The following is a 14547-nucleotide window of genomic DNA, read 5'->3' as shown; positions in this document are numbered from 1 at the left end:
TAGACAACTTTAACCTGAGCGTAATGCAGCCGGGAACGTATGGAACCTGCAAATTCTGCATGCTTGCAGGTTCATTTTATTATAGAAGGGAAACGGATACGACGAGAATGGGCATAGAGCAATTAACCGAAAAGGCTGGCGCCTATATAAAAGAAAAAGATCTTCTCCGCATCCGTGAAGCTTATGAATTCGCTGATCAGGCTCATCACGGGCAGGTCCGGAAGTCGGGGGAGCCATACATTCTGCATCCGCTAGCGGTCGCAGATATTGTCGTAAATATGCAAATGGATGTCATATCCATTATTGCTGCGCTGCTGCATGATGTTGTGGAAGATACGACGGTGTCCCTGGAGCAGATCCGCACGAAATTTGGCGATACCTGCGCAATGCTGGTGGACGGCCTGACCAAGCTGGAACGCATCCGCTTCCGCTCCAAGGAGGAGCAGCAGAACGAGAACTACCGCAAGATGTTCATCGCTATGGCCCAGGATATCCGTGTGATCGTGATTAAGCTGGCGGACCGTCTGCATAATATGCGTACGCTCAAATACCAGTCCGAAGAGAGTCAGCGCCGGATTTCTTATGAGACGCTGGAGATCTTTTGTCCCATTGCGGACCGGCTGGGGATCTCTGCGATCAAGTGGGAGATGGAGGATATTGCGCTCCGTTACCTGAATCCGCAGCAGTATTACCGGATTGCGAATCTTGTACACAAGAAACGGGCAGAACGCGAGCAGTTCATTGACAGTGTCATCGGCCGCATCCGTGCCAAGCTGGATGAAATGGGCATCGAAGGCGATCTCTCGGGACGCCCGAAGCATATCTACAGTGTCTATAACAAGATGAACACGAAGAACAAGCAGTTCAACGAAATCTATGATCTGCTGGCTATCCGCATTATCGTCGACAATATTAAGGATTGTTATGCCACTTTGGGTATTATTCATACGCTTTGGAAGCCGATGCCTGGCCGTTTCAAGGACTATATTGCTATGCCCAAGGCGAACATGTATCAGTCTTTGCATACAACCGTAGTTGGTCCGGGAGGAGAGCCGACGGAGGTCCAGATCCGCACCTGGGAGATGCACCGCACGGCCGAATTCGGGATCGCTGCCCACTGGGCGTATAAGGAAGGCAGCAGCAACAACGTCAATCCGGAGAACCGGATGCCGTTCTTCCGCGAGATTCTGGAGCTGCAGCATGAAGCCAAGGATGCCGAAGAGTTCGTGGAATCGCTCAAAATGGACTTTTTCTCCGATCTGGTCTTCGTATTCACGCCTAAGGGTGAGGTAGTAGAGCTGCCTGCCGGCTCGGTGCCGCTGGATTTCGCGTTCCGCATCCATACCGAGGTGGGGAACCGGACGATCGGCTCCAAGGTGAACGGGCGTATTGTTCCGCTTGACCATAAGCTGAAGACCGGAGATATCGTGGAGATTCTGACCTCGAAGAATTCATACGGTCCGAGCCGCGATTGGCTGAAGATTGCACAGTCCTCGCATGCGCGGAGCAAGATCAAGCAGTGGTTCAAGAAGGAGAAGCGCGAAGAGAACGTGGAGAAGGGCCGGGAGGCCATTGAACGTGAGCTGAAGCGCCTGAACGTGGAGGTCTCTGACTGGCTGACAGAGGACAAATTGTCGGAGGCTGCGAAGAAGTTCGCCTTCAATGATGTGGAGGATATGCTGTCGGCGGTCGGCTTTGGCGGGATTACCGCCGCTCAGATCGCTTCCAAGCTGACCGAGAAGCTGCGTAAGGACCAGGAGGAGGCCGCAGGCCATCTGGAGCTTACCTCCGAGATGAAGGCGATCAAATCCAGCGGAGAGAAGCGCAACCAGCCGACCAACGGGGTACGTGTCAAGGGGATTGATAATCTGCTTGTGCGCTTCGCGCGATGTTGTAATCCTGTGCCGGGCGACGATATTATCGGATACGTGACCCGTGGACGGGGCGTATCGGTACACCGTGAGGATTGTCCGAACATTCCGAACGAGATGGACGGGGAGGAAGCAGCCCGCGTGATCGAAGTAGAGTGGGAAGGCAGTATGGAGGCTAATTACAGCGTTGATATTGAGATTACCGGCCACGACCGCAACGGGCTGCTGAATGAAGTGCTGCAGGCAGTATCGGAGAGCAAAACCAATATTTCAGCGGTCACCGGGCGCTCCGACAAGAACAAAATGGCGATGATCCATATGACGATTCTGATCCGCAATACCGATCACCTGCAGTCTGTGGTCGACAAAGTGAAGCGGGTCAAGGATGTCTATACCGTTAACCGCATTATGCAATAGAGGTAGTAAGGCAAGGAGCTGAAGAATGAGATGAGAGTAGTTGTGCAGCGCTGCAAGAACTCCAGTGTGACGGTGGACGGAGCAGTGACCGGAGCGATTGGAGAGGGCTTGCTGCTGCTGGTCGGCGTTACCCATGAGGATACGGAGAAGGATGCCAAGTATTTGGCGGACAAGGTTGCCGGACTGCGGATTTTTGAGGATGCGGCCGGTAAAATGAACCATAGTGTGACGGAGGCCGGCGGGGCCATTCTGTCCGTCTCCCAGTTCACGCTGTACGGGGACTGCCGCAAGGGCAGACGCCCCAACTTCATGGCGGCAGCGGCTCCGGCTGAGGCAGAGCGCCTCTACGACTACTTCAATCAGGAGCTGCGTGCCGGAGGGCTGCAGGTAGAGACCGGCGTGTTCGGAGCGATGATGGATGTCGCCCTGACCAACTGGGGACCGGTTACGCTGCTGTTGGACAGCAAGGGTTAGGAATGGAGGCGGCAGACGCCGCCTTAACTGTATAAGATATATCACGGGACTCCACATGGTGGGGTCTTTTTGCTTCGAGTTAACCAGGGCCGGATAGCAGCAGCTCTGACTGGATAGACTATGAATGATGCATCATTATTCACAAGTGCGGGGAGCAAGCAGAATGAGACAAGCACCAAAAGCATGGATGTGGAACACGATTCAGGCCCATGTGGCCGGGTCGATGGCCGAAGCTTCAGCGACAGCCAAGGAAGCCGGAGACCCGAAGGAGCCGCAGGGGCTTCAGCGCAGAGGCCGCGGTCTTTTGCCGCGTACCTGACCGCAGAGAAGGCAGGCGCGGAGTGGTATTTTTTGAAAATATAAGAATGTATATGTTTCACGCTATAAATTATCCTTCTTTTTTCTCGCTGAAACGGCACCGTCCTTTTAAAGGACGGCAAAGCCGTTTCCACTTGGCGCGGTGGCAGTAGGTACGGAACAGAATTTACGGGAACTGCTTAGGCTTCGTTATAAAGCGTGGGAATGAGGGTAATAGATTGACGAGACGACAGCAGCTTAGAGAGGAGATATGGATCTCATGAGTAAAGTAGCTTTTCTGCTCGCCAATGACTTTGAAGATTCTGAAATGAAGGTTCCTTACGAAGAAGTTTTACAGGCAGGACATCTGGCAGAAATCATCGGTCTGAAGAAAAATGAGACCCTGCTCGGCAAACAAGGAAGCGCATCCTATGCCTCCGATAAAGCGGTCAGCGAGGTCACAGCCGAAGAGTATGATGCGATAGTCATTCCAGGCGGATCTTCGCCGGAGAATCTTCGTCTTGACCCGGATATTCTGCAATTCGTGAAGGATGCTGACCGTGCAGGCAAGCCGATTGCCGCCATCTGCCACGGCCCGCAGATTCTGATCAGCGCTGAACTGCTGCAAGGCCGCACCCTTACTTCCTACCCGCCGCTGAAGGATGATCTGATCAATGCCGGCGCGGAGTTCAAGGATGAAGAGGTCGTCATAGACGGCAATTACATTACTTCACGCACACCCAAGGATGAGCCCGCTTTTGTGCGTGAGCTGCTTAAGGTGTTGTAATACATGAAATACATGCATAACCCGTTTGGCATAATACAACTTTATGGGAGGGATTTACAATGACTAGAAGAATCCAGGCCTATTTCAGTACAGAAGATGCAGCGGAAGGTGCTAAGACTTCTTTGATTCCTTATGGTGTAGAGGGGATTGAGGTATCGGCTTTAACCGACCCTTTGGATAATGGAGTAAATAACCGGCGTAACATTCTTATCCCGCTGGGGTCTACCAATACTGCTTCAACAGGTGCCGGGGGCGTGTACGCTGCCGGAGGTGCAACGGGTATGGGGTCCGGTGCGGCCATTGTCCCGGCAGTTGTGACCGATGATGATCTGAAACGTACGGATGAAGTTCGCGCTGATGAAGTACGCAGTGAGGGCGAAGTTCACAGAGGCGATGAGCTGACAAGCAGTGACCTGGAGCACCTGCATTATGTCATGGATCTCAAGGTAGCCGAGAATCATTACAATGAGGTTGTAGAGGTTCTGCGCGGCAAGCAGGCCTATGTGGAGATTTTTGATTAAGAAGATTATGTTCAAGTTCAATCTATATCGTTTCTATTTCAGCTCCAGCCCTCCGTTATAGAGAGGCTGGAGCTGTTTTATATGCAGCATAAAAGGGAGGACGGCGGGATAGATGTAGACAGGAGCAGTGGGATGGTGTAACCTATGGATTAGCATGACAGCGGGGATTTAGACGGTTTGGTGAAACGCTTTCTTTTCTGTAATGCAACTGTAACACTACATTCATGATTCCTTAATATAGTGTGTTTATAATAGAAGCATGACCCCCTTTTTTATAATATATGATGATGGACCTGCAGCAATCGGCTGCAGGTCACTTTTTTGTTTTAAGGGTTGGAGCAAGTGTGAGTGCCAGCAGAATGAAGCGGACTGAGAAGCGCCTATTTGTCCAAAAACCGCTAATTTGAGGCAGACGCGGACTGACTGCTCTTCTGTCAATAAAGTGGACGCCCAATTAAACGACTGTCTGGTAGTAAAGTTGCTCAAAACGCACTGGCGACATGTATCCCAGAGTACTGTTGGAACGCTTACGGTTGTAAAACAACTCCAAATACCAGTATAGCTTTTGGTATGCCTCTTCCATGGTTTTAAACTTTGGATGACTGTAAATCAACTCGCGCTTCAGAATGCTGTGGAACGCTTCTATACAAGCATTATCGTAGCAGTTGCCCCTGCGGCTCATACTCGCTTTCATACGATAGGTTTGGAGCTGTTTCCGGTAATCCTTGGAGGCATACTGAGATCCTCGGTCGGAGTGGTGTATCAGGTCCTTCCCAGGCTTTTTCGCCTTGTAGGCCTGCTTGAGGGCGTCTAGAACCAGATCTGTGGTCATCCGGTCACTGAGCTTCCACCCCACAATCTGTTTCGTATACAGGTCCAGAATACTCGCCAAATAGAGTTTGCCTTGGCGACATGGAATGTACGTAATATCGGCCACCCATTTTTCATTTGGCCTTGTGGCCGAAAAGTCTTGCTTCAGTTCATTGGGCGCGATCGGCAGATTGTGATTCGAATCCGTGGTCGTGACCCGATATTTACGGGCCATACACGAACGTATCCCTTGCTCGCGCATGAACAGGCCGACGGTACGCTCGGAGACCTTCCAGCCCTCCTTTTGGAGTTCCCGATGAATCCTTGGGCTGCCGTAGGTGCCCCCTGAATCCTGGTGATACCACCGAATACGCTGAATCAGCTTCTCTTTTCGCTCGAGGCGTACCGGCTGCTCTGCCGCACGCCATTTGTAGTACCCGCTTCGGGATACCTTTAGGACCTTGCACATCTTCTCCAATCGAAAATCCGAGCGGTGATCTTCGATAAACTGGAACCTTAGTTCTTTTCTTTGCTGAAGATGTGCAGCGCCTTTTTTAGAATGGCCAGTTCTTCTTTCAGGTCCTCGATTTCACGTTCTTTGCGGTGATTCTCCGCTTCGGCATCCTTAAGCGTCTGTTCAATCTGACGCATTTTCTCCGGATGGTGAATGGCCTCCTGCTCGAATTGGCGGTACTGAGAGATCCATTGGTGAATTGTACTCTTGGGGATATTCAGCTCCTCACAGATATCCCCTATACTCTTGGTCTGCTCCTGCACATATTTCACCGTCTGCTTCTTAAATTCTTCATTGTATCGTTGCCGTCGTTCCCCCACATTGGACACCTTCCTTCGTTAAGCCTATTATCCAGTGTCTCTTAACGTGGCGTCCACTTTTTATTCTAATTGCAGACATTCCGTTATTAAGTTGATTTGAGCAGATAACAAGGCCTATGTAGGCGCATAACGGAATCTGAGTCCGTTTAAGCCGGGAATTATGAGTTTTTGCCCCAATAGCGGAATCTCAGTCCACTTAGCGGAAGGAAAGCTGGTGGCAGCTTATTTTATTCAATCCTTGACTTTAGCGCAGTGGTTCAGTAGAATCTAACAGTATAGGTAAGTTTATATTGTTTTGATGACGGGACCAAGTAATCCGTAACCCACAACCCCAGAGAGGAATCCCGCAGATCATGGCTGTCGTCCAGGTAAGGAGGACCGCGCGCTGATCCGCACGGCTGTAAGGATTCTGTTGATGAACGGATGAATGACCTCCCCGAGAACGCACGGCGAACGCAGGCAGCAGGATTGCCTACAGTCAGTAGCCGATTGCGCGTAGGCGGGCGTTAACCGCTTAGAGCGGAGCTTATGCAGAGCAAGTTGCATTGAGCCCGGAATGTGGGTGGTACCACGGGTGAATTATTGGTTATGATAATCCCTCGTCCCTGTTGTAATTGAACAGGGATGAGGGATTTTTTGCTGTTTTTAGGGGTTATTTTCAGGAGGGATAGACTGTGGCTAAAGAAAGATTCGAGAAACCTACAGGTACGCAGGATGTACTTCCGGGTGCAGTAGAGAAATGGCAGGTAGTGGAGGCCAAGGCAAGAGAGCTGTGCCGCCGCTTCAATTACCGGGAGATTCGTACCCCGCTGTTCGAGCACACCGGGCTGTTCGAGCGCGGAGTCGGTGAAACAACGGATATTGTAGAAGGTGAGATGTATACCTTCAAGGACAAGGGCGACCGCGATCTGGCGCTTCGTCCCGAAGGGACAGCAGGCGTGGTACGCGCGTATGTTCAGAACAAGCTATACGGGGAGCCGGATGTCAGCAAGCTGTATTACATCGGACCGATGTTCCGTTATGAACGTCCGCAGGCCGGCAGATACCGCCAGTTCCATCAGTTCGGCATCGAAGCCTTCGGCGCGGTGGACCCGGCGATTGATGCTGAAGTCATCTCGCTCGGGTACCAGTTCTACATTGATCTGGGGCTGAAGGATGTGCGGGTAGAGCTGAATTCGGTCGGCAACGCGCCGAGCCGTGCGGCTTACCGCGAGAAGCTGCTGGATTTCCTGAGACCTATGAGAGAGAGCCTGTGCAGCGACTGCCAGCGACGGATGGAGCGCAACCCGCTGCGTGTGCTGGACTGCAAGGTCGATCAGGACAAGTTCGGCGGAGCGCCTTCCATTCTGGACAGTCTGGATGAAGAGTGTACAGAGCATTTTGCGAAGGTGAAGGGGCACCTGGATGTGATGGGTGTGGAGTACAGCATCAACCCCCGCCTGGTGCGCGGCCTTGATTATTACACGCATACGGCGTTTGAGTATAAAGCGGCAGGCATTGGCTCCATCGATACGGTGGGCGGCGGCGGCCGGTACAACGGTCTGGTTGAGGAGATCGGCGGACCGGATCAGCCGGGTATCGGGTTCGGTATTGGCCTGGAGCGGATTCTGCTGATCCTGGAGAATCAGGGTGTCGAGCTGGAAGCGGCGAAGCCGCTGGATGTGTACTTCGTTGCACTTGGCGAAGCAGCAGATCTGGAGATCACGAAGCAGTTGTTCCGTCTGCGCAGCCTTGGATTCTCTGCGGAGCGCGATTACCTGGGACGCAAGATGAAGGCGCAGATGAAGTCGGCGGACCGCATGTCGGCCCGGTATACGGCGATTCTCGGTGAGGACGAGCTGAATAGCGGCGTCATCGCACTGAAGTCGATGGAGACCGGCGAGCAACGGACGGTGAAGCTGGACGAGCTGGCAGAGGCGCTGATTCAGAATTAGGCCAAAAGGCAAGCATATGTAATTTTAATCATGAAGGGGTAGGATAAAAGATGACCAGAAGCCATAACTGTGGACAATTAACGACAGCGAGCATCGGTGAGACAGTAACATTGAACGGTTGGGTGCAGACCCGCCGTGACCTTGGAGGCGTGTTGTTCATTGACCTGCGCGACCGCACAGGGATTGTACAGATTGTATTCAACCCTGACTATTCCGGAGAAGCGCTGCAGATTGCCGATAAGGTCCGCAGTGAATACGTGCTGTCCGTGACAGGTACTGTGGTTAAGCGCGATGAGGAGACTATTAACCGCAACTTGCCGACCGGTGAGATTGAAGTGCAGATTACAGACATCGAAGTGTTGAATGCAGCTAAGACACCTCCATTCTTCATCGAAGACGGAGTGGAAGTAGACGAATCCCTGCGTATGAAATACCGTTACCTGGATCTGCGCCGTCCGGAGATGCATAAGACGCTGCTGCTCCGTTCCAAAGCGGCGAAGATCTTCCGCGATTTCCTGGACAGCGAAGGCTTCATCGATGTAGAAACACCGATCCTGACCAAAAGCTCTCCGGAAGGCGCACGTGACTATCTCGTGCCAAGCCGTGTGCATGAAGGGGAATTCTTCGCGCTTCCGCAGTCGCCGCAGATCTACAAGCAGCTGCTGATGGTAGGTGGCATCGAGCGCTATTACCAGATGGCCCGCTGCTTCCGCGATGAGGACCTGCGCGCTGACCGCCAGCCGGAATTCACGCAGTTCGATATTGAGACCTCATTCATGCCGCAGGATGAGCTGCTGTCGATGATGGAGAAGCTCATGCAGCGTCTGCTGAAGGAGACGATCGGGGTTGAGGTATCCGCACCATTCCAGCGGTTGACGTATGCCGAAGCGATTGGCAAATATGGCTCTGACAAGCCGGACCTGCGGTTTGGCCTGGAGCTGGTAGAGATGAACGATATCGTTGCTGAGAGCGGTGTGAAGGTATTCGCTTCCGTAATTGAGAAGGGCGGAGAAGTGAAATGTCTGAACGCCAAGGGCTGCGGCACATGGACCCGCAAGGAGATTGACGATCTTGGACCCTACGCTGCCCGTTACGGCGCCAAGGGTCTGGCCTGGATTCAGGTCAAAGACGGCGAGTTCAAGGGACCGATTGTGAAGTTCTTCTCCGAGGAAGAAATCGCTGCCGTGAAGGAGCGCACAGGTGCCGAGGATGGCGACTTGCTGCTCTTCTCCGCTGATACCAAGAAGGTGGTAGCGGATGTACTTGGCGCCCTGCGTCTGAAGATCGGCCGTCAGCTTGGCCTGATCGATGACAGTGTGTTCAAATTCGCTTGGGTAACAGAATTCCCGCTGCTCGGCTACGATGAGGACCAGAAGCGTTATGTGGCTGAGCATCATCCGTTCACACGCCCGATGGATGAAGACTTGCATCTCTTCGATACCGATCCTGGCGCGATCCGTGCGCAGGCCTATGATATCGTACTTAACGGCTACGAGGTAGGCGGCGGTTCCCAGCGTATCTACAAGCGTGACGTTCAGGAGAAAATGTTCAATGCACTAGGCTTCTCGCAGGAGCTGGCTTATGAGAAATTCGGCTATCTGATGGATGCCTTTGAATACGGCACGCCTCCGCATGGCGGCATCGCGTTTGGCTTCGACCGTCTGATTATGCTGCTGGCAGGCCGCACGAATCTGCGTGAGACCATTGCCTTCCCTAAGACGGCAAGTGCAACGGACCTGCTGATGGATGCCCCATCCCCGGTGGATGCGGGACAACTGGAGCAGCTGCACATCAAGCTGGCACCGAAACCGGAGAAAGAAAAGAAATAAATCAACTATGGACTGACGGGGCGCACCAGGAGAGCAGAGTGACGTCCCGGAAGCCTTGCCCAAGGAGGCTGACATCATGCTGAATCAGTTCTCGCGTACGGAGCTGGCGATCGGGCCGGAGGGCCTGGAGATTATGAAGAACAGCACAGTGGCTGTGCTGGGGATCGGCGGAGTCGGCGCCATGGCGGCGGAAGCGCTGGCCCGGACCGGAATCGGCCGGATTATCCTGATTGACAAGGATTCGGTGGATATTACCAACATCAACCGCCAGCTTCATGCGCTGACCACGACCATCGGCCAGAACAAAACCGATCTGATGGTGGACCGTATCAAGCTGATCAACCCGGAATGCGAAGCAATTGCGCTGAATATGTTCTACACCGAAGAGACGTATGAGGAGCTGTTCAAATACAAGCTGGACTATGTGATTGACGCTTCGGATACGATTATCTATAAGATTCACCTGATCAAGGAATGTCTGGCCCGGAAGATCCCGCTGATCTCCAGCATGGGCGCGGCCAACAAGATGGACCCGACCCGCTTCCAGGTCGCCGACATCTCCAAGACCACCATGGACCCGATTGCCCGGGTAATCCGTACCAGACTGCGCAAGGAAGGCATCAAGAAGGGCGTGAAGGTAGTCTTCTCCACCGAGAAGCCTATGAAGCCACGCGCGGATGTGACGGAGCAGATTGTGCCTGCGAATGCGCCGGACCGGCGCAAGGCGAAGCAGCCTCCGGCCAGTACTTCTTTTGTACCCCCTGTAGTCGGCCTGATTATGGTCAGTGTAACGGTACGGGATTTGCTCGAAACGGGCGGCATTACATTTGAATGAATTCTATCAGTTAAAAGGGTGTGTAGCTGGTTTTCGGCTATATGCCCTTTTATTACGGTATGTATTGGGGCCCCCGCAAAGTACCTGAATAGGCTTCGGAGCTAAAGCCGCACTTTGTGGGGTTATTTTACGGTATGTTTTGTTGGGAGATACTTGACATCCTATGAGATGAACTTAAGTGGAGGTTGTTACATGAAATCGAATATTTGGCGGAATAGCGTGGGAATGGAGCCGGGCGATAACTGGAAGCAGGAATGGGCGGCCGGCATTCTGTCGTATTTCGCTTCGGTATATATTGTGATGGTTAACGCAGCGATCCTGGCAGATGCAGGCATGCCGCTGCGGGCCGGGATGGTCGCCACGCTGCTGACAGCGGTGACAGGCTGCCTGCTGATGGCTTTTGGCGGCAAAACGCCGATTATCGTCGTCCCGGGCATGGGGATCAATGCCTTTTTTACCTATACGCTCGTGCATTCCATGAAGCTGGACTGGCGCGAGGCGCTGGCGGTGGTGGTGGTGACCGGGGTGCTGTTTGCCATTGTGGCCTTCACCTCGCTCTACCGCATTCTCAGCGATGCGATTCCCCATAATCTGCAGCATGCGATCACCGTCGGCATCGGGCTGTTCCTGACCTTCATCGGCCTGCAAAAAAGCGGGATTGTCATTGCCCACGCCACCACCTTCGTCGCCATCGGGCATTTCAGCGATCCTGCGGTCATTACCTCGGTGGTGACGCTGCTGCTGGCGCTGGTGCTGTTCATCCGCGGCACGCGCGGCGGGCTGCTGATCAGTATGCTCGCGGGCACAGGGCTTGCCTATCTGCTGGGAGCCGCCCATGCGCCGAAGAATACCGAGCCGGGACATGTGTTCAGCGGTTACGGCAGCGTGTTCGCCAGTATGGACTGGAGCGGATTCGTCAGCCTTGTCTTCTGGATTGCCGTTTTCCTGCTGCTGCTGATTGTGGTGTTTGAGAATATCGGCCTGATCTCTTCCCAGACGCTGATGGCAGGACGTCCGGAACGCTTCAAAAGCAGTCTGCGGGCGCTCTCGCTCGCCAACATCGCGGCAGGTCTGTTCGGCAGCAGCCCGGTGGTCGCCGCTGCCGAATCCACCGCCGGGATTGCGGCAGGGGGCCGCTCCGGCTTAACTTCACTCGTCACCGGCCTGCTGTTCGGAGCGACCTTCCTGTTCATCCCGCTGCTGGCTTATGTGCCGGACAGCGCGATTGCGCCGATTCTGATCGTAATCGGCGGGCTGATGGTGCAGAGTGTGCGCGAGATGGATCTCGGCGACATGACGGAGCTGTTCCCTGCGTTCCTGGTCATGGTGATGATTCCCTTCACCTACAGCATCGTGGACGGCATGGCGTTCGGCTTCATCACCTATCCGCTGGTGAAGCTGGCTACCGGCAAGGGCAAGGAGGTTCCTCCTGCCTTGTACGGCATTGCCGGACTGTTCATTGCGAACTTCGTGCTGCATGCGCTGATGGGCTAACGGCAAAGGTGGAAGGGGGGGAGCACTGCTTCCCCATTTCCGCTTATCCGCAGCCCCGGCAGCGGCTAGAAATATATGGCTTTCCCTATCTTGTTGTGATAAGATGGACTGCTCACATCACTTAAGGTGCATGCTTCCGAAGCGAGTTATGCTCGTAGTGATTCAGGAAGTGAATGCCCGCAAAACTTTTAGGAGGTAACTGAAATTGGAAGACAACTTTCAAAGTGCCTATCAAGAGGAAGAAGACAGGCTGAACCACGCGCTGACAGAGATTGACTCTACCCTTGAACGATTGCGCGGAACTCCGGTATACACAGGACACGATTATACGGAGCAAGTGCTGGAGGATTCAAGGGAGCAGAGGCGCAAAGATCTTGCCAAGCTTAGGCAGGAGCCTTATTTCGGACGGCTTGATTTTCAGGGCAATGATGAAGAGGAACGCAAGGCACTCTATATCGGCAAAATCGGCGTAGACCGCGAGCAGGTAAGCGACCGTCCGCTTGTCATTGATTGGCGGGCACCGGTGGCAAGCCTGTTTTATTCTTTTACCGGAGGAACGGAAGCCGCCTCATATGAAGCGCCGGAGGGGCTGATTGAAGGGCTGGTCTATCTCAAGCGCAACGTAGTGATCCGCAAGCAGATCCTGGAGCGGGTGGCGGATACGTATAACCGTGACAGCGACGCGCCGGCGGTATCGGATGAATTCCTGGTCTACCGGCTGGGGGAGAACAAGGATAACCGGCTGCGGGACATCGTCTCCACGATCCAGGAGGAGCAGGACAAGATTATCCGGGCGGCCAAGAACACGGCGCTGATCATCCAGGGGGTCGCGGGAAGCGGCAAGACCACCGTTGCGCTGCACCGGCTGGCGTTCTTATTGTATCAATACAAGGAGCAGGTCTCGGCGGAGAAAATGATTATTTTCGCCCCGAACCGCATGTTCCTGGACTATATTTCAGATGTGCTGCCGGAGCTGGGCGTCGGCAATATTGCCCAGAGCACGTTCCCGGACTGGGCGGCCGAGGTGCTGGGCGTGGACTTGCCGGAGCAGGATGCTTCGGAGGTCATGAGCCGCTGGTTCGAGACGGCGGGAGCAATGCCGGTCATCACGGAGGAGACCCCCGGGCGCTTCAAGGGCTCAACGGTGCTGATGGGCGTCATTGAATCCAGCGTCAAGCTGCTGGAGACCAGCGCTGTGCCGGAGGGGGATTTCAGCCCTTGGGACGGGGCAGTGCTGAGCCGCCAGGTGATTCTGCGCTGGCACAATGAGGAATACGCACCGTATCCTCCGGCGAAGCGCAAGGAGCGGGTGATGGCAAGGCTTCACCGCTGGATTGAGATGGAGCTGAAGAAGAGCCCTTCAGTGGCTGCGCTGAAGGAACGCAAGAAGAAGGGCACGGCACGTGAGAAGGCTTACAGCGCCAAATGGCCGAAATACGAGCCGCTCGCCATCTACAAGCAGATCTTCCGGGCGGCGAAAGCACCGGAGGACTGGCCGGCGGGAGCGCCGGAAGAGATTCCGCCTGCCGTGCTGAAGGAGACCGTCAAGGAGCTGAAAAAGGGGATTCTGCGCGAAGAGGATCTTCCTCCGCTGTTGTATATCCATTATCTTCTGAACGGGAACGAGGGTACGGAGCGCTTTGACCATATCGTGATCGATGAAGCGCAGGATTTCTCCCCGTTCCAGATTGCTGTGTTGGATCTGTATGTGAAGGGACATTCCTTCACGATTCTGGGTGACCTGTCGCAGGGCATCCACGCCTACAAGGGAGTGCATGCGTGGAGAGAGATGCAGACGCTGTTCGCTGAACAACACACGGCATACCATGCACTTACCCGAAGCTACCGCTCAACGATGGAAATTATTGAGTTCGCTAACGGCATTCTGTCTGCGGGCGTGGGCAGTGAGCTGCTGGCCGTTCCGGTTTTCCGCAGCGGGAATCCTGTGCGGCTGATCTCCTATGAGGAGGATGTGCTGCCGGGAACGGCTGCGGCTGCACCGGCAGACCAGCGGCTCAGCGCGGTCAAGAGCGCCCTGGCGCAGCTCTCCGGGCGTGAATACCGCACGGTGGCGGTATTGACCCGCAGCCTGCGGGAAGCCTCTGAGCTGTACGCTGAGCTCGCTGGTCAATTCGAGGATCTTCATCTGATTGACGGCAGCATCACGGAATACCGGGGCGGCTTGTCGATCCTGCCCGTCTACTTGTCCAAGGGGCTGGAGTTCGATGCCGTCATTCTGGCGGACGCCGACAGTGACCATTATGGAGCGGCGGCCTGGGATGCGAAGCTGATGTATGTGGGCTGTACGCGTGCCCTGCATGAGCTGTGGCTGCTGAGGGGCGGCGAATTACCGCCTTACGTTCAATTGAACGCAGAGGAGACCGTCTCCGGCTGGCCGGCGCTTGATGAGAGTAATTAAGATATTCAGTCTGCAAGAGGGATAA

At 54.3% G+C, this 14547-nt stretch carries 12 protein-coding genes; 10 read left to right on the top strand and 2 right to left on the bottom strand.

Going from position 1 to position 14547, the window contains the following annotated elements; translation table 11 throughout:
* Window positions 1-107: 107 nt before the first annotated feature.
* From NYE24_RS12230 to NYE24_RS12210, 5 genes are all read left to right on the top strand, one after another.
* Window positions 108-2288: a bifunctional (p)ppGpp synthetase/guanosine-3',5'-bis(diphosphate) 3'-pyrophosphohydrolase gene (locus tag NYE24_RS12230; RefSeq protein WP_036690535.1), complete on the top strand. Its 2181-nt coding sequence runs from the start codon at window positions 108-110 to the stop codon at window positions 2286-2288.
* A gap of 30 nt (window positions 2289-2318) precedes the next feature.
* Complete coding sequence (dtd, locus tag NYE24_RS12225) at window positions 2319-2762, top strand: D-aminoacyl-tRNA deacylase (protein ID WP_036690534.1); 444 nt, start codon at window positions 2319-2321, stop codon at window positions 2760-2762.
* Window positions 2763-2925: 163 nt separating this feature from the next.
* The gene (locus tag NYE24_RS12220; protein WP_156949513.1) at window positions 2926-3081 is read left to right on the top strand and encodes a hypothetical protein; all 156 of its coding nucleotides are present in this window, start codon (window positions 2926-2928) and stop codon (window positions 3079-3081) included.
* A gap of 258 nt (window positions 3082-3339) precedes the next feature.
* The gene (locus NYE24_RS12215) at window positions 3340-3846 is read left to right on the top strand and encodes a type 1 glutamine amidotransferase domain-containing protein (protein ID WP_342478757.1); all 507 of its coding nucleotides are present in this window, start codon (window positions 3340-3342) and stop codon (window positions 3844-3846) included.
* A 59-nt stretch (window positions 3847-3905) separates the two neighbouring features.
* Window positions 3906-4367 (top strand): hypothetical protein, encoded by a 462-nt coding sequence (locus NYE24_RS12210; protein WP_036690532.1) that lies wholly within the window; start codon window positions 3906-3908, stop codon window positions 4365-4367.
* 454 nt (window positions 4368-4821) lie between these two features.
* Here the strand turns inward: NYE24_RS12210 and NYE24_RS12205 are convergent, their stop codons facing one another.
* Window positions 4822-5682, bottom strand: a complete 861-nt coding sequence (locus NYE24_RS12205; protein WP_342479201.1) for an IS3 family transposase — start codon at window positions 5680-5682, stop codon at window positions 4822-4824.
* 11 nt (window positions 5683-5693) lie between these two features.
* A complete protein-coding gene (locus NYE24_RS12200; protein ID WP_342477004.1) occupies window positions 5694-6011 on the bottom strand; it encodes a transposase in 318 nt (105 codons plus the stop codon).
* Window positions 6012-6685: 674 nt separating this feature from the next.
* On the opposite strand from NYE24_RS12200, the gene hisS reads away from it, so the two are divergent.
* From hisS to NYE24_RS12175, 5 genes are all read left to right on the top strand, one after another.
* A complete protein-coding gene (hisS, locus tag NYE24_RS12195; protein ID WP_036690531.1) occupies window positions 6686-7945 on the top strand; it encodes a histidine--tRNA ligase in 1260 nt (419 codons plus the stop codon).
* A gap of 50 nt (window positions 7946-7995) precedes the next feature.
* Window positions 7996-9774: an aspartate--tRNA ligase gene (aspS, locus tag NYE24_RS12190; RefSeq protein WP_036690530.1), complete on the top strand. Its 1779-nt coding sequence runs from the start codon at window positions 7996-7998 to the stop codon at window positions 9772-9774.
* Window positions 9775-9850: 76 nt separating this feature from the next.
* The gene (locus NYE24_RS12185) at window positions 9851-10609 is read left to right on the top strand and encodes a tRNA threonylcarbamoyladenosine dehydratase (protein ID WP_036690529.1); all 759 of its coding nucleotides are present in this window, start codon (window positions 9851-9853) and stop codon (window positions 10607-10609) included.
* A gap of 192 nt (window positions 10610-10801) precedes the next feature.
* The gene (locus tag NYE24_RS12180; protein WP_036690528.1) at window positions 10802-12103 is read left to right on the top strand and encodes an NCS2 family permease; all 1302 of its coding nucleotides are present in this window, start codon (window positions 10802-10804) and stop codon (window positions 12101-12103) included.
* A 205-nt stretch (window positions 12104-12308) separates the two neighbouring features.
* On the top strand, window positions 12309-14522 hold the full coding sequence (locus NYE24_RS12175; RefSeq protein WP_342478756.1) for a UvrD-helicase domain-containing protein: 2214 nt from the start codon (window positions 12309-12311) through the stop codon (window positions 14520-14522).
* Window positions 14523-14547: the final 25 nt, after the last annotated feature.

The organism is Paenibacillus sp. FSL H7-0350, from assembly GCF_038593195.1.
In the GTDB taxonomy this organism is placed as follows: domain Bacteria; phylum Bacillota; class Bacilli; order Paenibacillales; family Paenibacillaceae; genus Paenibacillus_AQ.
This window is presented reverse-complemented; position numbering and strand designations above follow the sequence as displayed.

What these genes read in the sequence shown, in the direction of transcription:
- NYE24_RS12230 (WP_036690535.1), top strand. Translation starts at nt 108, where the DNA reads ATGGGCATAGAGCAATTAACCGAAAAGGCTGGCGCCTATATAAAAGAA.
- dtd (WP_036690534.1), top strand. Translation starts at nt 2,319, where the DNA reads ATGAGAGTAGTTGTGCAGCGCTGCAAGAACTCCAGTGTGACGGTGGAC.
- NYE24_RS12220 (WP_156949513.1), top strand. Translation starts at nt 2,926, where the DNA reads ATGAGACAAGCACCAAAAGCATGGATGTGGAACACGATTCAGGCCCAT.
- NYE24_RS12215 (WP_342478757.1), top strand. Translation starts at nt 3,340, where the DNA reads ATGAGTAAAGTAGCTTTTCTGCTCGCCAATGACTTTGAAGATTCTGAA.
- NYE24_RS12210 (WP_036690532.1), top strand. Translation starts at nt 3,906, where the DNA reads ATGACTAGAAGAATCCAGGCCTATTTCAGTACAGAAGATGCAGCGGAA.
- aspS (WP_036690530.1), top strand. Translation starts at nt 7,996, where the DNA reads ATGACCAGAAGCCATAACTGTGGACAATTAACGACAGCGAGCATCGGT.
- NYE24_RS12185 (WP_036690529.1), top strand. Translation starts at nt 9,851, where the DNA reads ATGCTGAATCAGTTCTCGCGTACGGAGCTGGCGATCGGGCCGGAGGGC.
- NYE24_RS12180 (WP_036690528.1), top strand. Translation starts at nt 10,802, where the DNA reads ATGAAATCGAATATTTGGCGGAATAGCGTGGGAATGGAGCCGGGCGAT.